General features: G+C 69.8%; 17 protein-coding genes. 11 read left to right on the top strand and 6 right to left on the bottom strand.

From position 1 onward, the window contains the following. The first annotated feature begins 33 nt into the window (after positions 1–33). The gene (locus F4558_RS18270; protein WP_167945243.1) at positions 34–2,328 is read left to right on the top strand and encodes a HelD family protein; all 2,295 of its coding nucleotides are present in this window, start codon (positions 34–36) and stop codon (positions 2,326–2,328) included. Positions 2,329–2,433: 105 nt separating this feature from the next. Here F4558_RS18270 and F4558_RS18275 read toward each other — a convergent pair whose 3' ends face one another. Next, positions 2,434–2,841 carry a hypothetical protein gene (locus tag F4558_RS18275; protein ID WP_053653592.1) on the bottom strand — a complete coding sequence of 136 codons (408 nt, stop codon included), beginning with the start codon at positions 2,839–2,841 and terminating at the stop codon, positions 2,434–2,436. 107 nt (positions 2,842–2,948) lie between these two features. Here F4558_RS18275 and F4558_RS31305 point away from each other — a divergent pair, with 107 nt between their 5' ends. Both F4558_RS31305 and F4558_RS18285 read left to right on the top strand, forming a co-directional pair. Further along, positions 2,949–3,107 (top strand): glycerophosphodiester phosphodiesterase family protein, encoded by a 159-nt coding sequence (locus F4558_RS31305; RefSeq protein ID WP_306272368.1) that lies wholly within the window; start codon positions 2,949–2,951, stop codon positions 3,105–3,107. Between the two features lie 217 nt (positions 3,108–3,324). Further along, on the top strand, positions 3,325–3,657 hold the full coding sequence (locus F4558_RS18285; protein WP_369814772.1) for a hypothetical protein: 333 nt from the start codon (positions 3,325–3,327) through the stop codon (positions 3,655–3,657). 74 nt (positions 3,658–3,731) lie between these two features. On the opposite strand, the gene F4558_RS18290 is transcribed toward F4558_RS18285, so the two are convergent. The 3 genes from F4558_RS18290 to F4558_RS18300 form a co-directional block, all read right to left on the bottom strand. Beyond that, entirely contained in the window at positions 3,732–4,721 is a 990-nt protein-coding gene (locus tag F4558_RS18290; RefSeq protein WP_167945246.1) for a sporulation protein, read from the bottom strand. A 197-nt stretch (positions 4,722–4,918) separates the two neighbouring features. After that, the gene (locus tag F4558_RS18295) at positions 4,919–5,695 is read right to left on the bottom strand and encodes a DeoR/GlpR family DNA-binding transcription regulator (RefSeq protein ID WP_053653586.1); all 777 of its coding nucleotides are present in this window, start codon (positions 5,693–5,695) and stop codon (positions 4,919–4,921) included. A 36-nt stretch (positions 5,696–5,731) separates the two neighbouring features. Then, positions 5,732–7,732 carry a beta-galactosidase gene (locus F4558_RS18300; protein ID WP_167945248.1) on the bottom strand — a complete coding sequence of 667 codons (2,001 nt, stop codon included), beginning with the start codon at positions 7,730–7,732 and terminating at the stop codon, positions 5,732–5,734. 281 nt (positions 7,733–8,013) lie between these two features. Here F4558_RS18300 and F4558_RS18305 point away from each other — a divergent pair, with 281 nt between their 5' ends. The 4 genes from F4558_RS18305 to F4558_RS18320 are packed head-to-tail and all read left to right on the top strand — an operon-like array spanning position 8,014 to position 13,371. Continuing rightward, positions 8,014–9,342 carry an ABC transporter substrate-binding protein gene (locus F4558_RS18305; protein WP_167945250.1) on the top strand — a complete coding sequence of 443 codons (1,329 nt, stop codon included), beginning with the start codon at positions 8,014–8,016 and terminating at the stop codon, positions 9,340–9,342. 20 nt (positions 9,343–9,362) lie between these two features. Beyond that, on the top strand, positions 9,363–10,319 hold the full coding sequence (locus tag F4558_RS18310; RefSeq protein ID WP_167945252.1) for a carbohydrate ABC transporter permease: 957 nt from the start codon (positions 9,363–9,365) through the stop codon (positions 10,317–10,319). Then, positions 10,316–11,236: a carbohydrate ABC transporter permease gene (locus tag F4558_RS18315; RefSeq protein ID WP_245241343.1), complete on the top strand. Its 921-nt coding sequence runs from the start codon at positions 10,316–10,318 to the stop codon at positions 11,234–11,236. Before F4558_RS18310 ends, F4558_RS18315 begins: the two co-directional genes overlap by 4 nt. Next, positions 11,233–13,371 carry an alpha-galactosidase gene (locus F4558_RS18320; protein ID WP_167945254.1) on the top strand — a complete coding sequence of 713 codons (2,139 nt, stop codon included), beginning with the start codon at positions 11,233–11,235 and terminating at the stop codon, positions 13,369–13,371. Before F4558_RS18315 ends, F4558_RS18320 begins: the two co-directional genes overlap by 4 nt. Positions 13,372–13,532: 161 nt before the next feature. Here the strand turns inward: F4558_RS18320 and F4558_RS18325 are convergent, their stop codons facing one another. Next, positions 13,533–14,357 carry a hypothetical protein gene (locus F4558_RS18325; protein WP_167945256.1) on the bottom strand — a complete coding sequence of 275 codons (825 nt, stop codon included), beginning with the start codon at positions 14,355–14,357 and terminating at the stop codon, positions 13,533–13,535. Positions 14,358–14,418: 61 nt separating this feature from the next. Here F4558_RS18325 and F4558_RS31990 point away from each other — a divergent pair, with 61 nt between their 5' ends. From F4558_RS31990 to F4558_RS18340, 4 genes are all read left to right on the top strand, one after another. Then, positions 14,419–14,550, top strand: coding sequence for a hypothetical protein (locus F4558_RS31990; RefSeq protein ID WP_280845066.1), 132 nt, complete (start codon positions 14,419–14,421; stop codon positions 14,548–14,550). 99 nt (positions 14,551–14,649) lie between these two features. Beyond that, complete coding sequence (locus tag F4558_RS18330) at positions 14,650–15,051, top strand: YciI family protein (RefSeq protein ID WP_053653572.1); 402 nt, start codon at positions 14,650–14,652, stop codon at positions 15,049–15,051. Positions 15,052–15,054: 3 nt separating this feature from the next. Next, positions 15,055–16,338 (top strand): RNA polymerase sigma factor, encoded by a 1,284-nt coding sequence (locus tag F4558_RS18335; RefSeq protein WP_167947549.1) that lies wholly within the window; start codon positions 15,055–15,057, stop codon positions 16,336–16,338. Positions 16,339–16,345: 7 nt separating this feature from the next. Continuing rightward, positions 16,346–16,666, top strand: a complete 321-nt coding sequence (locus F4558_RS18340; RefSeq protein WP_053653570.1) for a DMT family transporter — start codon at positions 16,346–16,348, stop codon at positions 16,664–16,666. Between the two features lie 54 nt (positions 16,667–16,720). Here F4558_RS18340 and F4558_RS18345 read toward each other — a convergent pair whose 3' ends face one another. Beyond that, entirely contained in the window at positions 16,721–18,097 is a 1,377-nt protein-coding gene (locus F4558_RS18345; RefSeq protein ID WP_167945258.1) for a cellulase family glycosylhydrolase, read from the bottom strand. Positions 18,098–18,312: the final 215 nt, after the last annotated feature.

Raw genomic sequence — 18,312 nt, forward strand, 5'->3', positions numbered from 1 at the left:
CTTGCACGACATTCTAATCTTTGGGGAGACGGCTTGTCAAGGCACTCCGGTGGTACCGGTGAATTGTCGCTCGACGACGAGATCGGCCGCGAGCAGGAGTACGTCTCGATGCTCTACGACCGGCTGGACGGGCTGCGTGAGCAGGCCGCCCACCGGCTCACCGACGCGCTGCGCAGCACCGGCGGCACCCTCCAGGACCGTTCCCAGCGCGACAGCTCGGTAGCTATGTACGCCGACCAGGTCGAGCAGTTCTCGGCAGTGGAGAATGGTCTCTGTTTCGGCCGGCTCGACGGCGACGACGATTCCCGCCGCTACATCGGCCGGATTGGGATCTTCGACACCAGCGGTGACTACGACCCGCTGCTGATGGACTGGCGTGCCCCCGCCGCCCGCGCGTTCTACCTCGCCACCGCCGCCAACCCGCAGGGCGTCCGCAGGCGTCGGCACCTACGCACGCGGCAGCGCAAGGTGACCGGGCTCAACGACGAGGTGCTCGACATCGACAGCGCCTCCCCCGGCGCGCACGAGGAGTTGACGGGCGAGGCGTCGCTGCTCGCCGCGTTGAACGCCGGCCGTACCGGCCGGATGCGCGACATCGTGGAGACCATCCAGGCCGAGCAGGACACCATCATCCGCGCCGACCTGCCCGGGGTGATGGTGGTCCAGGGCGGCCCGGGCACCGGCAAGACGGCTGTCGCGCTGCACCGGGCGGCGTACCTGCTCTACACACACCGCCGGGAGCTGTCCAGCCGGGGCGTGCTGCTTGTCGGCCCGAACGCGACCTTCCTGCGCTACATCTCCCAGGTGCTGCCGACGCTTGCCGAGACGGGCGTGCTGCTGCGTACCCAGGGTGATCTTTTCCCCGGGGTGAGCGCGCAACGGACGGAGCCGGCCGAGACGGCGGCGCTCAAGGGCCGGGCCGTGCTGGCCGAGGTGCTGGCGCTCGCGGTACGGGACCGGCAGTGGGTGCCGGAAGAGCCGCTGGAGATCGAGGTGGAGCGGGAGGCGCTGACCCTCGACCCGGAGACCGTCCGGGCCGCCCGGGACCGGGTCCGCCGCGCCGACCGCCCGCACAACCTGGCGCGGGCGCTCTTCGACGTGGAGATCGTGCACGCCCTCGCCGACCAGGTGGCCGAACGGATCGGCGCCGACCCGCTGGGCGGGGACAACTTGCTCGACGAGGCCGACCGTGCCGAGATCCGCAGGGAGTTGCGCGACGAGCCCGAGATCCGCGCCACCCTGGACCAGCTCTGGCCGGTGCTCACCCCACAGCGCCTGCTCGCCGACCTGTACGCCGACCCCTCCCGGATCGCCGCCGCCGCGCCGATGCTCACCGACGACGAGCGGGCGCTGCTGCACCGCGAGCCGGGTGGCTGGACGCCGGCGGACGTGCCGCTGCTGGACGAGGCCGCCGAACTGCTCGGCGAGGACGAGCGGGCCGCCGCCGCCCGCCGGGATCGCATCCGCCGGATGGAACGGGAGTACGCCGAGGGTGTGCTGGAGATCGCCCGGGGCTCCCGCTCGATCGACGTCGAGGACGAGGCCGAGGGCGGCGAGATCCTCGGTGTGACCGACCTGATCGACGCCGACCGGCTGTTGGAACGGCAGGAGGAGGCCGACCGGCTGACCACCGCGCAGCGCGCCGCGGCCGACCGGAAGTGGGCGTTCGGGCACGTGATCGTGGACGAGGCGCAGGAGCTGTCCCCCATGGCGTGGCGTCTGCTGATGCGCCGCTGCCCGAGCCGGTCAATGACGATCGTCGGGGACGTGGCGCAGACGGGGGCACTGAGCGGCACACCGTCGTGGGCCGAGGCCCTCGCCCCGTACGTGGCGCAGCGGTGGCGGCTCACCGAGCTGACAGTGAGCTACCGGACGCCCGCCGAGATCATGGCGGTCGCCGCGGAGGTCCTCGCCGAGATCGACCCCGAGTTGCGGCCGCCGCGCTCGGTGCGGGAGAGCGGCGTACCGCCGTGGGACCGGGCTGTGCCCGACGAGCAGTTGCCGGCGGAGCTGGTGCGGGTAGCCACCCGCGAGGCCCTCGACCTGGCCGAGGGCCGACTCGGCGTGATCGTGCCGGCCAGCCGGGTCGCCACGCTCGGCGCCGCGCTGACCGCAGCGCTGCCCGAGGCCGCAGTCGGCGAGCACCCCGAGCTGGAGAGCCGGGTGGTCGTACTGACCGTCGCGCAGGCCAAGGGCCTCGAATTCGACTCGGTGCTTGTGGTCGACCCGGACCTGATGGTCGCCGAGTCACCACGCGGCCGCAGCGACCTCTACGTGGCGCTAACCCGAGCCACCCAACGCCTGGGCATTCTCCGCACCACTCCGTAACCCTCCCGCCCCCGCCCTCCCCGGTCGATCATGAGGTTGACGTGGACTGTGATCTTCCACAGCCACGCCAACCTCATGATCAACGCCTAAGGGGTGGGTGGGTGGCTAGTCGTTTGTGGGCTTGGCTGGGCCGGTCGCTGATGTGGACTGGTCGCTTGTGTTACCGCCCATCGGGGTGCTCAGGCCGCCGGTGGTGGCATCACCCGTCGTGGTCGGCGCAACCTTGCCCGGGTGGCGCTCCGGTTGGCGCGCCACTCGGCGCACGCTCGCCGGTCCTGCCGTTCCGCCGGTAGTGGTGATCGCGCCCTGACCCCGGGTGGGGCCACCGTCGCGCAGCACCGTCGGGTCGATCGGCTGGTGCGCCGGGTCGTACGGGTCGACCTCCTGGATCACCCGCTCCACGTCGGTACGGGGCAACGTCACCTCGTCGATGGCGCCCTTGCCGTACACGCCGCCGGCGATCCGGTCCTCGGCCTGGCGGGCGGCTTCCTGTCGCATGTCGTCCTCACGCACGTCATCACCTCACAGAAGCTGTGGAACCGACTGCGTGCCCGGCCACCGGCCCGGCAAACCCGCGCCGGTGGCCCGGAGGTCGTCCACCCCGGTTCACCGGACCGGACGTGCGCACCCTCCAGGCGCGGTACGACCTGAAGGTGATCCCGTACACCGTCGACGACGCGACGGTCATGCAGCGGGTCATCGACCTGGGAGTGGACGGCATCGTCACCGACGACCCGGATCTGTTGGTGAGCGTCGCGATCCGCAACGGCCTGCGCTGAGGCCCCGACCCGACCGCCGGCTGGGATATTTCCGGCCGGCGGTCGGGTTACCTGCTCACTGGCCTCGGGTAGTCGGGGGGTGTCCCCGCCGTGAACGCGAACCGTGCCGTGGCCGACACGCGGTAGCGGGGCGAGGGAACGCAGGTACGACTCATCGCATCCTGAGGAGGACCAGATGAGCACGCAGGCTGCTTCCACCAGGCCGATGAACCGGCCCATGAACGACCCGCAGAACCCCGCGTCGATGCGGAACACGCCGACGCAGCAGATGCCGGCCATGCACGACGGGCACCGGGAACAGATGCCGTCGCCAGGTACGGAAACCAAGCAGGCGTTCCTGACGACGGAATTCTGGGTCTACGCTGCCGCAGTCGCGCTGGTGGTGATCTCGGCGTTCTGGAAGGGCACCACCGCCAACGGGTTGAACATCAACAACCCGAACCAGGCGTGGTGGTTCCTGACCATCCTGACCGGTGGTTACCTGGTCAGCCGTGGCCTGTCGAAGGCGGGCTCGGCGCGCCGGTCCGGCCGGGAGCGCAACAAGCGCTGACGTGGGTCAACAGACGTGAAAAAGGCAGTGGCCTCCGGGAGATTCTCCCGGAGGCCACTGTCGTATCTGGACGCCTACTCTTCGAACCCGCCGAAGTCCCCGCCGAAGTCCTCACCGGCGTCGCCCTCGAAGGCGTCACCGATCATCTCGCCGGCGATCATGCCGCCGGCGACGCCGAGCGCCGCACCGGCCACCATGCCGCCCATGCCGACTCCCCTGCCGTGGCCGTGCCCGTGGCTCTTGCCCGCCCCGTACCCCTGGGGCCCGTACCCCTGGGCGCGCAGGCTGCCGTAGCGGGAGGTGGTCTCGCGCAACCAGCCGTCGACGACCTGCGCCCAGTCGACCTTGTCGGCGTCGGCGTGCGACACCTGGTAGCGGCCGAACGCGTCGTGCCCGGCGCTGAGGAAGCCGCCGCGCTTGTCGCACTCAAGGATCACCTCGACGCCGTGCGGACTGGTCACGAAGGTCAGCTCGGCCTCCCTGATCGTGCTGGCGTACTGCGGCGCGGCGAAGAACTCGATCTCCTGGTAGAACGGCAGCGTCTGCTGCACACCCCGGATGTGGCCGCGCTCAAGGTCGGCGTGCTTGAACTGGAAGCCGAGGCGCTGGAACGCCTCCAGGATCCGCTCGTGCACCGGCAGCGGGTGCACCGCCACCTGGTCCAGGTCGCTCTTGTCGACGGCGCGGGCGATGGCCAGCTCGGTGCGCAGGCCCATCGTCATGCCGTGCAGGCGCTGGCCGTACACGTCGGTGATCGGGGTTTCCCACGGCACCGGCAGCTGGAACGGGATGGAGAGCTGCTGCTTGGGCGCGAGCTGGAGCGGGCCGCTGACGACCATGCGGTGGAACTCCAGCGTGCCCGAGTACTCCGCGTCGTGCCCTTCGACCTCGACCCGTGTCACCAGACCGATGACGACCTGCTCGATGGCCGCCGGAGCGTCGCCGCCGACGAGGTTGACGTGTCCGTCGAGGGTCAGACCGGGGCGGGTGTTGGGGTTGGTCAGCACGGTGTCCACGCTGGGACCGCCGACGCCGAACGCGCTCAACATCTTCTTGAAGACCATCGGAACTCCTGTGCGACGGGCGACCGCTCCAGATTGGAGCCGGACGTTTACTCGATGCGCACCTTATCCAGATGCGCTGTGAGGTGGCTGTGAGCACGCGCGGCGTCCCACGCCAGTCGATCATGGAGTTGTGGTGCCGGACGAAAGTCGCCAACCGGGGCAAGTCACCCACCACAACTACATGATCGACGGAGGGATCAGGCAGGCTCGACGATTACCAGCTCGCCTACCTGATCGGCTATCGTCGTGCGGGCTTCGGGCGGCAGCCCTACGTCGGTTATCAGCACGTCGGCTGCCTCCAGCGGGGCGATCGTGGCGATGCCGATGGTCTCCCACTTCGTGTGGTCGGCGAGCACCACCAAGCGGCGGGCGGCGCCGATGAGGCACCTGTTGACGCCGGCCTCCAGCAGATTCGGCGTGGTGAAGCCGGTACGCGGGCTGAGCCCGTGCACCCCCAGGAAGAGCAGGTCCACGTTGAGCGCGCTTATCGCCGCTTCGGCCACCGGCCCGGTCAACGCGTCCGACGGGGTGCGGATGCCGCCGGTCAACACCACTGTCTGGTCGGCGCGCGGGTTCTGGTAGAGCGCGTCGGCCACCGGGATCGAGTTCGTCACCACCGTCAGCCCGCGGACGTCGGAGATCAGCGTGGCAAGCGCGGCGGTGGTGGTGCCCGCGGACAGCGCGATGGCCATTCCCGGCTCCACCATCCTCGCCGCCCGCTCGGCGATGGCCCGCTTCTCGGCCTGCTGGCGGATCGACTTCGCGGCGAAGCCGGGCTCCTCGGCCGAACCCGGCCCGGCGAGCGTCGCACCGCCGTGCACCTTGTCGACAAGGCCACGCTCGGCGAGCACCTCGAGGTCACGCCGGATCGTCATGTCGGACACGCCGAACCGGCTGACCAGTTGGCTCACCCGTACACCGCCGCGCTGACGGATCAGATCGAGGATGGCGGTCTGCCGCTGCTGGGCGAGCATCCGGGGAACCTCCTTCGCGCCGTGGGTGTGGTCGGATCAGGCCGGTTCGTCGGCTCGATCTTCCCGGATGACCGCCACCTCGCCGGCCGGCACCGTCAGCTCACCGGCACACAGTGCCCCGGTCAGCAGCTCGGTGCCGCTCACCGGGACGCGTACCTCATTGTCGGTGTGGTTGATCGCGAACAGCCAGCTGCGGTCGCCGTCGCGCCGGCGTACCACCTCCACCCCGCTCGGCACCCGCACCGCCGGACGGACGCCTGCCTCGTCGAGCAGCCGGGCGACAAGCCTGTCGGTGGCCGGCTCGTCCAGCCGGGTGCCGACGTACCAGGCCGCGCCCGCGCCGACCGGATGCCGGGTCAGCGCCGGCACGCCGGGCAGAGGCCCATCGGTGTACGACGCCAGCACCTCGGCACCGTCGGCGTGCAGCCACTCGGTCCACACGTCGGCCGTACTGCCGTCGTCGAGCCGGACCTGCTCGCCCTCGCGCAGCGGAAAGAACTCCTCGGTCCGTACGCCCAGCAGCTCCCGGAACGCGCCCGGGTAGCCGCCCAGCCGGATGTGGTCGTTGTCGTCGACGATGCCGCTGAAGTAGGTGACGGCGGCGGTGCCTCCTGCCTCGACGTACCGGTGCAGCGCCTCGGCGTCGGCGTCCCGGACCAGGTAGAGGGTGGGTGCCAGGACAAGCCGGTAGCCGCTGAGATCCGCCGACGGGTGGACGATGTCGGCGGTCACCCCGGCCCGCCACAGCGCGCCGTACAGGGCGGTCAGGCGATCGGTGTAGGTGACGTCGACGCTGGGGTGTGAATCCAACTCGACGGCCCACCAGGCCTCGAAGTCGAACAGGATGGCCACGTCGGCGTCCACCCGGCTGCCGCGTACCTCGGCCAGGGCCTTGAGGTCCGCGCCGAGCTGGCAGACCTCGCGGAACACCTTGGTGTCCGGCCCGGCGTGTGGCACGAGCGCGGAGTGGAACTTCTCCGCGCCGGCCCGCGACGCGCGCCACTGGAAGAAGAGCACCCCGTCGGCGCCCCGGGCGACGTGCGCGAGGCTGTTGCGGCGCATCTGCCCGGGCAGCTTGGCCACGTTGCGGGGCTGCCAGTTGACAGCGCTCGTGGAGTGCTCCATCAGCAACCACGGGTCGCCGCCGGCCACCCCGCGGGTGTGGTCGGCGGCGAACGCCAACCCGACGTGCGCCTGCGGGTCGGCGGCGGCCAGGTAGTGGTCGTTGGACACGAGGTCCACGTCGTCGGCCCAGGAGTGGTAGTCCATGTGCTTGGTCATGCCGAGCATGAAGTTCGTGGTGACCGGCTGCCGGACCAGGGTCTTGAGCAGCGCGCGTTCGGCGCGCAGCTGGGCGCGTTGCTCGTCGGAGGAGAACCGCAGGAAGTCGAGCTGCTGGGTGGGGTTGGCGAACGTCGGTGCGCTGCGCGGCGGGTTGATCTCGGCCCAGTCGCCGTAGCGCTGGCTCCAGAACGCGGTGCCCCAGGCGTCGTTGAGCCGATCCAGGTCGCCGTAGCGCTCACGCAGCCAGCCGCGGAACGCCTCGGCGGTGACGTCGCAGTAGCAGTGCACGTTGTGACAGCCCAGCTCGTTGGACACATGCCACATCACCACCGCCGGATGCTCGGCGTACCGCTCGGCGACGGCCCGCACCAACTCCAGTGACCGCTCGCGGAACACGGGCGAGCTGGGGCAGTACGCCTGCCGTCCGCCCGGCCAGAGGATGGTGCCGTCGGCCCGGCGGGGCAGCGTCTCCGGATGCGCGCGGGCCAGCCAGGGCGGTGGGCTGGCGGTGGCGGTGGCCAGGTCGACCTGGATCCCGCCGTCGTGCAGGAGGCCCAGCACCCGGTCGAGCCAGCCGAACTCGAACCGGCCCGGGGTGGGCTCCAGAAGTGCCCAGGAGAAGATGCCGACGGAGACCAGGTTGACGCCGGCTCGCCGCATCAGCTCGACGTCCTCGGACCAGGTCTCTTCGGGCCACTGCTCGGGGTTGTAGTCGCCGCCGAAATAGATGCCGTCACCGTGCCATCGCCGCATGACAGGTGAGGGTGCACCGGGGAACCCACGGAAGTCAACAGGTTCCAACATCGATTTCCTTTCCAACGTTTACCACGTAACGGCCGCATTACAACTGGGTTATCGAAGGTGAACTGCCCCCTTGACAGCGCCTGACGGAGAGGTAGCTTGAGGCCCCACTGGTCGTTCGTGTTCGCCAATGTGGATTCTCGGTGGATCCCGATGTGTATTTCACGAGGCCGGCCCCGTTCTCCACCTGACGGCCCTTGAGCGCAGCACCTCTTCATCCGCAGGAGGCACAGATGTCCCGTCCCCGATCCCAGGCCGAGTACCTAGCTCGGCTCGTACCGCCCTCCGTCGCCGGCATCAACCGACGCTCGCTGCTGGCCGGTGCGGCCGGCACCGGCGCGCTGCTCGGCACCGGTCTGCTCGCCGGCTGCGGCGACGACTCCGGCTCCGGTGGGTCCAGCAAGGACGTGTCACTCGGCTCGAACCAGTCCGACCCGAAGCCCAAGGACGTGGTCGCGAAGATCGCCGACGGGTTCAAGACCTCGTCCGGCGTCCAGGTCGCTGTCAACACTGTCGACCACAACACGTTCCAGGAGAACATCAACAACTACCTCCAGGGCAAGCCGGACGACGTGTTCACCTGGTTCGCCGGCTACCGGATGCGCTTCTTCGCCTCCAAGGGCCTGGCCGGTGACATCAGCGACGTGTGGGGCAAGCTCTCCGGCTATTCCGACGCCTTCAAGAAGGCGTCCACAGGGGACGACGGCAAGCAGTACTTCGTCCCGGCGACGTACTACCCGTGGGCTGTCTTCTACCGCAAGTCGGTCTGGAAGCAGTACGGCTACGAGGTGCCCACGACCCTCGACCAGTTCACCGCACTCGGCGCGCGGATGAAGGGCGACGGCCTGACCCCGATCGCCTTCGCCGACAAGGACGGCTGGCCGGCGATGGGCACCTTCGACATCCTCAACCTGCGCATCAACGGCTACCAGTTCCACATCGACCTGATGGCCGGCAAGGAAGCCTGGACCTCCGACAAGGTCAAGAAGGTCTTCGACACCTGGGCCGGCCTGCTCCCCCTGCACCAGCCTGACAGCCTCGGCCGCACCTGGCAGGAGGCCGCGCAGTCGTTGCAGCAGAAGAAGAGCGGCATGTACCTGCTCGGCCTCTTCGTCGGTCAGCAGTTCAGCAACGAGGAGCAGGACGACCTCGACTTCTTCACCTTCCCGGAGATCGACCCGTCGATCGGCGCCAAGGCGCTGGACGCCCCGATCGACGGCTACATGATGGCCCGCAAGCCCAAGAACGAGGACAACGCCCGCAAGCTGCTGGAGTACCTCGGCAGCAAGGACCCCGCGGACATCACCGTCAAGAACGACCCGGCCACGCTCGTCGCCAACACCGGCGCGGACGTCAGCGGCTACACGGCGTTGCAGAAGAAGGCCGCCGAGCTGGTGGGCTCCGCCACCGAGATCGCCCAGTTCCTCGACCGGGACACCCGGCCGGACTTCGCCTCCACGGTGATCATCCCGGCGATCCAGCAGTTCATCAAGAACCCCAAGGACATCGGCGGGCTCACCTCGTCCATCGAGAACCAGAAGAAGTCGATCTTCACTGACTGACGGCGGAAAGGGGAGGACAGATGTCCGACCTGCCCCTGATCCAAGCGGATCGCGCCGTGCCGCCGCCTGCGGCGACCCCCACCACTGGTGGTCGTCGCAGGCGGCTACGGCTCCTGTCCCGCACCGACCGCGTGGTCATCACGCTGATGGTGCTCGTCCCGCTGCTGCTCGTCACCGCCTTCATCTGGCTGCCGGCGGCGGCCACAGTGGTGCTCTCCGCCACCGACTGGGACGGCATCGGCCCCCTCAACGAAATCGACTTCGTCGGCGCGCGCAACTACAGCGACGTGGTGAACATCTACCCGCCGTTCGTGCCGGCGATCCAGAACAACCTGCTCTGGCTCGCGGTGCTGTTCCTGGTGGCCACCCCGTTCGGCATGTTCCTGGCCGTCCTGCTCGACAAGGAACTGAAGGGCAGTCGGTTCTACCAGACCGCGCTCTACCTGCCCGTGGTGCTCTCGCTGGCCCTGATCGGCTTCGTCTGGCAGCTGCTCTACTCCCGCGACCAGGGGCTGATCAACGCGGTCTTCGGCAGCAGCATCGACTGGTACGGCGACTCGAACGTCAACATCTGGGCCGTCATGATCGCCTCCGGCTGGCGGCACGTCGGCTACATCATGCTGCTGTACCTGGCCGGGTTGAAGGGCGTCGACCCGTCACTGCGGGAGGCCGCCGCCGTCGACGGCGCCTCGGAGAGCCGCACGTTCTTCCGGGTGGTGTTCCCGGTGCTGCGGCCGATCAACGTCATCGTGCTCGTGGTGACGGTGATCGAGTCGCTGCGCGCGTTCGACCTGGTCTGGGTGGTCAACAAGGGCCGCAACGGCTTGGAGCTGATCTCCGCGCTGGTCACCCAGAACGTCGTGGGTGAGGCGAGCCGGATCGGCTTCGGCTCTGCACTGGCGACCATCATGCTCGTCGTCTCGCTTGTCTTCATCACCATCTACCTGGCGACCGTGATGAGGGAGAACCGCCAATGAGCACCGCGACCGCGACCCGGCGTACGGGGGGCGAAGCCGACGCCGACGCCCCGGCCCCCCGCCGCAGGCTCACCCCGCTGCGGCTGCTGCTGCACGGCTTCCTCATCGCCGTCTCGCTGATCTGGCTCTTCCCGATCGCCTGGGCGGTGCTGACGTCGCTGCGCTCCTACGAGTACACAGCCACCAACGGCTACGTCTCGTTCGGAGGCTGGACCTTCGACAACTACGTGACCGCCTGGCGGACGGCCGAGTTCGGCCAGCACTTCCTCAACTCGGTGTACATCACCGTGCCGGCGGTGCTGCTGACGCTCTTCCTCGCCTCGTGCGTGGCGTTCGTCATCGCCCGGTTCAGCTGGAAACTCAATCTCATCCTGCTCGGCGTGTTCACCGCCGCCAATCTGCTGCCGCAGCAGGCGCTGCTGATCCCGCTGTTCCGCCTCTACACCGAGGTGCCGCTGCCGGAGTTCATGAGCGACTCCGAACTGCTCTACGACAGCTACTGGGGTCTGATCCTGATCAACGTGGCGTTCCAGTGCGGGTTCTGCGTCTTCGTGCTCAGCAATTACATGAAGGCGCTGCCCCGCGACCTGTACGAGGCGGCGATGGTCGACGGGGCGAGTGTCTGGCGGCAGTACTGGCAGGTGACCATGCCGCTGTGCCGGCCGGCCCTGGCCGCGCTGGCCACGCTGGAGGTGACCTGGATCTACAACGAGTTCTTCTGGGCCACAGTGCTGATGCGTACCGGCGACAAGTTCCCCGTCACCAGTTCGCTCAACAACCTGCGCGGCCAGTTCTTCACCGACAACAACCTGGTCTCGGCGGGCAGCGTGCTCGTCGCGATCCCCACCCTTGTCATCTTCTTCATGCTCCAGCGACACTTCGTCCGGGGCCTGACCCTGGGAGCTTCCAAAGGATGACGATCCTGCAGCTGCGCCGCGCGCGGACCAGCCTGGTGCTCGACGCACGCGGCCCGGGGCTGCCCCGGGTCGTGCACTGGGGTGGCGACGTCGGCGACCTCGGCGACGACGAGCTGCGGCACCTCGTGGACGCGACAGTACCGCCGGTGGTGCCGAGCAGCTTCGACGAGCCTCCGGTGCTGTCGCTGCTGCCCGAACCGAGCGCCGGCTGGAGCGGCCGGCCGGGGCTGGCCGGGCACCGCGACGGACGGGACTGGTCGACAGCGTTCCACATCGACGGGTTGGACGTGGACGACACCGGTACGGGTCCGGCGGGGCTGACCGTACGGGCGTCGGACCCGGCCGCCGGCCTGTCGCTGACCATCGAGATCACGCTGGACCCGCACGGCCTGCTGACCGTGCGGCACGTGCTGCGCAACGACGGCGACGGCGCGTACGAGCTGCGGGAGCTGACGCCGGTGCTGCCGGTGCCGGCGGTCGCCACCGAACTGCTCGACCTGACCGGCCGGTGGTGCCGGGAGCGGTCCCCGCAGCGGCACCCGTGGCAGTACGGCAGCTGGGTTCGCGAGGGGCGGCACGGGCGCACCGGGCACGACGCCACACTGCTGCTGATCGCCGGCACCGCCGGATTCGGCTTCGGTGACGGCGAGGTGTGGGCGGTGCACACCGCGTGGAGCGGTGACCACGTCACATTCGCCGAGCGTCACCCCACCGGTGTGTCGACGATCGGCGGCGGTGAACTGCTGGCCCCCGGCGAGATCCGGCTCGCCCCCGGCGAGTCCTACACCACTCCCCTGCTCTACGCGGTGTGGTCCGACGCCGGGCTGGACGGTCTCAGCGACGTGCTGCACACCCACCTACGGGAACGACCCGGGCATCCGCGCTCCCCCCGCCCGGTGACCCTCAACGTCTGGGAGGCCGTCTACTTCGACCACGACCTCGACCGGCTGCGTGCGCTCGCCGACCGGGCCGCGCAGATCGGGGTGGAGCGGTTCGTGCTCGACGACGGCTGGTTCCGGGGACGGCGCGACGACACCGCCGGGCTCGGCGACTGGTACGTCGACGAGGACGTGTGGCCGGACGGCCTGCAACCGCTCATCGACCACGTGACAGGTCGAGGGCTCCAGTTCGGCCTCTGGGTGGAACCGGAGATGGTCAACCCGAACTCCGACCTGTTCCGCGCGCACGCCGACTGGCTGCTGGCAGTGCCGGGGCGGCTGCCGCCGGCCTGGCGAAACCAGCAGGTGCTCGACCTGGGCCGCCCCGAGGCGTACGACTATCTGCTGGAACGCCTCGACGCGCTGCTCACCGCGCATCCCGGCATCGGTTACCTCAAGTGGGACCACAACCGGGATCTCACCGAGGCGGGGCACGAAGGCCGTCCGGGGGTGCACGGGCAGACCGTGGCGGTCTACCGGCTCCTGGACGAGCTGCGCAGCCGACACCCCGACGTGGAGATCGAGAGCTGTTCGTCAGGTGGCGCCCGCGTGGATCTGGCCATCCTGGCCCGTACCGACCGGGTCTGGGCCAGCGACTGCAACGACGCCCTGGAACGGCTCAGCATCCAGCGGTGGACCGGCCTGCTGCTGCCACCGGAGCTGGTCGGCACGCACATCGGCCCGGACCGTTCACACACCACGCACCGGGTGCACGGCCTCGGGTTCCGGGCCGCCACAGCGCTGTTCGGCCACTCCGGCATCGAGTGGGACATCACGTCGATCAGCGAGGCCGACCAGACCGAGCTGGCCGCCTGGGTGGCGCTGCACAAGCGGCTACGCCCGCTGCTGCACACCGGCCGGGTGGTCCGGGTCGACCACCCGGACCCGGCCGTCTGGGCGCACGGCGTGGTCGCCCACGACAAGACCCGAGCGGTGTACGCGGTGGCGCGGCTTGCCACCTCGGTGGCGCAGGTCCCGGGCGCGGTCCGGCTGCCCGGCCTGGACCCGGCCCGCCGTTACCTGGTCCGCCCCGTGCCGGACGTCCCGGCCCCGGCCACCATCGACCTCCGCCCGCCCACCTGGGTGGACGCAGGTGTCACGCTCAGCGGGGCAGCGCTGGCCCGGATCGGAGTACAACTACCCGCGCTGCACCCGGAACAAAGCCTCGTCCTAGAGGTCACCCCCGCCGCAAGCTGAACCCCCGCCCGCCCCCGCCCCCGCGCCCTCGCCCTCGCCCTCGCCCTCGTCGATCTTGCACTTTCTGCCTCGACTTTCGGCACCAAAGCCTCATATCCGCGACACAAACTGCAAGATCGCGGAGGTGGGGGCGGGGGCGGGCTCGATCGAGTGCCGGGCCGTCAGCTGCCGTCCGTCGGGTCCTCGTCGAACGGCGGCGACACCTCGCGGTTCCAGGAGCGGACCACGTAACCTCTGGTGATGTCCTGGAGGTGCAGGGACACGTCGATCAGGGTGTTCATCTCATCGATCACCTCCTCGAAATCGTCGAAGGTGACCAGGAACCGGCGACCGTGGGTGGCCATCTCGGGGGTTCCGGATTTCTTGGCGAAGAAGGCTGCCTCGTGGGAGATCCCTGGCCCCGCAGCGAAGGTCACCTCCATCGGTGGACTTTCGGGCCCCTGCACGGTCAACCGGTCGCTCTCCTCGGCCACCACCATGCGCTTCAGGCACTGCGCGGCGTCGGCGAGGGTGGCGGTCCCGGTGAAGTAGACCGCGAAACCGTCGCGTGGCCATACGCACGTCAAGTCGCTTTCGGTAAGCGCGTCGAGGGCGTCGTCGACTCTGGACTCGGCTTCGGTCAGCGGCACGCCCAGTTGCGGGGCGTAGGCGACGAGGCCCGTCGCATCCTCCACGACGTGTCCGATCCGGTACACGGCTTCGACGAGCCACGTGGCGTCCGTCTCGTGGTCCGGCCAGCACGGCAGATCGACGGCCGCCTCGCCGGACCGGTGGCGCACGATGATGCCGCTCGGCTGGTGGATCAGCGTGCGGGTCGGGCCGTCCTGGCCCAGGACCACCTCACCGAGGATGTCCCGTACGCCGGCGACGATGGCGTCCCACGCCTGCGGGTCCGACGGCTCGCCCGTGTTCTCCCGTTCGCCACCCGATGCCTCCAATGAGGACGGTCCGATGGGATCGGGTAGCAGAACAAGACCGAAACTCATGGCGGTCAGACTAGACCGCCCCCCAGACATAAAGATTCCCTAGAGCGGGCGTGGCGCGTCGGTGCTCGGCAGGCGGCTGGCGCGGGCCGCAGGCGACCCGGCGGAGCGGGCGACCCGGCGGAGCGGGCGACCCGGCGGAGCGGGCGACCCGGCCGAGCAGAGTCTCGTGCTGGAGGTCGACGCCGTCGACTGATTCCGTGAATTTTCCGCCGGGGTGTCGAGAACGACGTCGCCTGCTTCTACCTCAGGGTGAAAGCACCGACGACCGGTGCGCAGGCGTGAGGAGCAAACGATGAAGTACATGCTGTTGATGCAGTTCAGCGTCGCCGGGGCCGACTTCCCCAGCATCGACACCTGGAGCCCGGCGGAGATCCAAGCCCACATCGCGTTCATGGGCGAGGTCAACGGCAAGCTCACCGCCTCCGGTGAGTGGGTCGACGGGCAGGGCCTCGGCGGCCCCCAGCAGGTCCGGATCGTCCGTGCTGGCGACGACGGGACCCCGCTGGTCACCGAGGGGCCGTTCGCCGAGACGAAGGAGTTCCTCGCCGGGTTCTGGATCGTCGACTGCGACAGCCCGCAGCGGGCCGTGGAGCTGGCCGCGTACATCTCCACCGCACCCGGCCCCGGCGGCCGGCCGCTGAACATGCCGATCGAGGTGCACCCGGTGATGTCCGCGCCGCCTGAGGAGGTGTGAGGGCTGAGCACCGATCCCCGCATCGAGGACCTGCTGCGCGAGTTGGCGCCGCAGGTCCTCGGCGTGCTCACCCGCCGGTTCGGTGACTTCGCCGCCGCAGAGGACGCGATGCAGGAGGCGATGGTGGCCGCCGCGACCCAGTGGCCGGTCGACGGGCTGCCGGCCAACCCGCGTGGCTGGCTGATCCAGGTCGGCTACCGCCGAATGATCGAGTTGGTCCGCGGCGAGCAGGCCCGACGCCGCCGGGAGGACCTGGTGGCCCGCCGGGACCCGGACGATCGGCAGCACGCACCAGCCGCGGACGAGGAGTTGACCGCCGAACGCGACGACACCCTGGTGCTGCTGTTCCTCTGCTGCCATCCGGCGCTCGCCCCGGCGTCGGCCGTCGCGCTGACCCTGCGCGCGGTCGGCGGGCTGAGCACCGCCGAGATCGCCCGCGCCCTTCTCGTGCCCGAGGCCACCATGGCTCAGCGAATCAGCCGGGCCAAGCAGCGCATCCGCTCCTCCGGGTTGCCGTTCCGGATTCCCGAGCCCGCCGAGCGAGCCGAGCGGCTGGCAGCGGTGCGGCAGGTGCTCTACCTGATCTTCACCGAGGGGCACACCAGCACCGCCGGCCCGGACCTGCGCCGGGTCGACCTGGCCGGAGAAGCCATCCGGTTGACCCGCGTCCTGCACGCCCAGCTGCCCGCCGACAGTGAATCCGCCGGACTGCTGGCGCTGATGCTGCTCACCGAGGCGCGCAGCGCGGCGCGTACCGGACCCTCCGGGGAACTGATCTCGCTCACCGACCAGGATCGCAGCCGCTGGGACGCGGCGGCGATCGCCGAGGGCGTCACGCTGGTTACCGGGGCCCTGCCGCGCGGGCCGCTCGGCCCGTACCAGGTGCAGGCCGCCATCGCCGCGCTGCACGACGAGGCGCCGAGCACCGACGCGACCGACTGGCCGCAGATCCTGGCGCTCTACGAGGTGTTGGAACGGCTCGCCGCCAGCCCGGTGGTCGCCCTCAACCGGGCCGTGGCGGCAGCCATGGTGTACGGCCCGGCGGTGGGTCTCGCCGCTCTCGACGCTCTGGCCGACGACCCCCGGCTGGCCGGGCGCCACCGCCTGCCCGCCGCCCGCGCGCACCTGCACGAGATGGCCGGCGACCGGAACCGGGCGATAGCCGACTACCGGGCCGCCGCCGCGCGCACGAACAGCCTGCCAGAGCAGCGCTACCTCACCATGAGGGCCGCCCGACTCGCCGTCGAGACCGGGGATGGATCAGTCGCGAAGACCATCGAGAGCTAGGGGACGCATGGCGTACGTGCTGCTGGGGATTGCCATCGCCGCCGAGGTGGTGGCGACCAGCCTGCTCAAGTCCACCGCCGGGTTCAGCCGGCTCTGGCCCACAGTGGCCTGCGTCGGTGGCTACCTGCTTGCGTTTCTCCTGTTGGCGCAGGCCGTCAAGGAGATACCGGTCGGTGTCGCGTACGCCCTCTGGTCGGGTCTGGGCACCGCGGCCATCGTGGCGATCGGGGCGGTGTTCCTGGGCGAGTCGATCGGGTTGGTCAAGCTCACCGGCATCGCGTTGATCATCGCCGGGGTGGTCATCGTGAACCTGACCGGCGAACACTGACCGCGGGTCGGCAGGGTGGCCGGGTCCGATGCGAGACCCGGCCACCGCTTTCGGTCAGCTCGCCGTGCAGGTCACCTCCGGCCTGGCGTTGGTGCCGGTCCAGCCGCCGATGAAGCCGAAGCTGGCGCTGGCCCCGGCCGCCAAGCGGCCGTTGTAGTCCACGTTGCGGGCGGTCACTGTGGTGCCGCTGCTTGTCACAGTGGCGTTCCAGGACTGGGTGACGCTCTGGCCGTTGGCGAAGGTCCACCGCACGGTCCAGCCGGTGATCGCGGCGGTGCCGGCGGTCACCTGTACCTCACCCTGGAAGCCGCCCTGCCACTGGTTGATGATCGCGTACGCCGCGGTGCAGCCACCGGCGGGCGGAGGCGTCGTGGGCGGAGGCGTCGTCGGCGGAGGGGTCGTCGGCGGCGGAGTGGTGGGCGGCGGGGTCGTCGGCGGCGGCAGGCTGTCGTAGATGCTCGCCTGCCGGGAGGTCTGCCGGATGCCGTTGGCGCCGTTGAAGATCCGCTCGCCCCAGGTGGTGAGGCTCGCCGGGTTGAAGGAGGTGGCCATGTCGAGGTACTCCACGCCGCCACCGTTGCCGCTCCACGACCAGCCCAGCCAGCCGATCCCGTTGGCCTGGCTGTAGGAGAGGATGGTGTCCTCGTCGGGGTCACCGTCGGAGTGGTTGAAGCCGAACTCGCCCACCACGATCGGCAGCCCTGCCGCTCGGAACCGGCCCAGATAGTCGGTGATCTCCGCGGCGGTGTCGAAGACGCCGTACATGTGGATGGAGAACACGGTGTTGCGGGCCGGATCGGCGGCGAACACCGAGGCGGCGTTGTCGCGCATGGTGAACGACCAGTCCTGCCCCCAGTTCGGGGCGTCCACCATGATGGTGTGGGCCAGCCCGGCAGCGCGGAGCCGCTTGATCGCGTTGGCGTTGTCGGTGGCCCAGGAGGCGTAGTTCTGGTTGCCGTACGGCTCGTTGCCGATGTTGACGATGACGAACTTCTCCTGGCCGGCGAGGACGTCGGCGAGGCTGATCCAGTAGTCGACGGCACGGTCGAGGGTGATGGCCCCGCTCTGCTCGCCGTACCCGGTGGTGTCGTGCACCTCCAGCACGCAGATCAGCCGATTGCCCTTGCACGTGGAGATGACGTTTGCGACGTCGGCGTTGGTGTTGCGGGTCCACCTGTCGCCGCTGGAGAGCACCACCCGCACGGTGTTCGCGCCGAGCGCCTTGACGTCGGCGAACGCCCTGGTCTGCTGCGGGTACCAGGTGTGCGCGTGGTTGACCCCGCGCATGATGAATTCGGTGCCGTTGGCGTCGTAGAGCTTGCCGCCCGAGACGGTGAAGCCGGTGGCGGCGTGCGCCGGCTGCCCGAACGCCAGCACGGCGACGAGCAGCGCGAGCAGTGCCGCACCGGCGGCGGAGAGTCGAGTTTTCATGGCATTCCTCAGGGAGGACCCCCGGTGCCCGACAGGGGTGGGACGTGACAGGGGTTGGCAGCTGCAGCCCGGCAGCCGCGCCCGGCTCGCGTCGGCGCAGACATCAGCGTAGGGCGATGGATCGTTTGCCGCAATCGGTTCAGTGCACCGGCCAGAGGCGCGGACAGCGGTGACGCCCACGCTGACGCGGGTCGCTGCGCTGCGCGCAGTCCAGC

It is taken from the genome of Micromonospora profundi (genome assembly GCF_011927785.1).
GTDB classification, from domain to species: domain Bacteria; phylum Actinomycetota; class Actinomycetes; order Mycobacteriales; family Micromonosporaceae; genus Micromonospora; species Micromonospora profundi.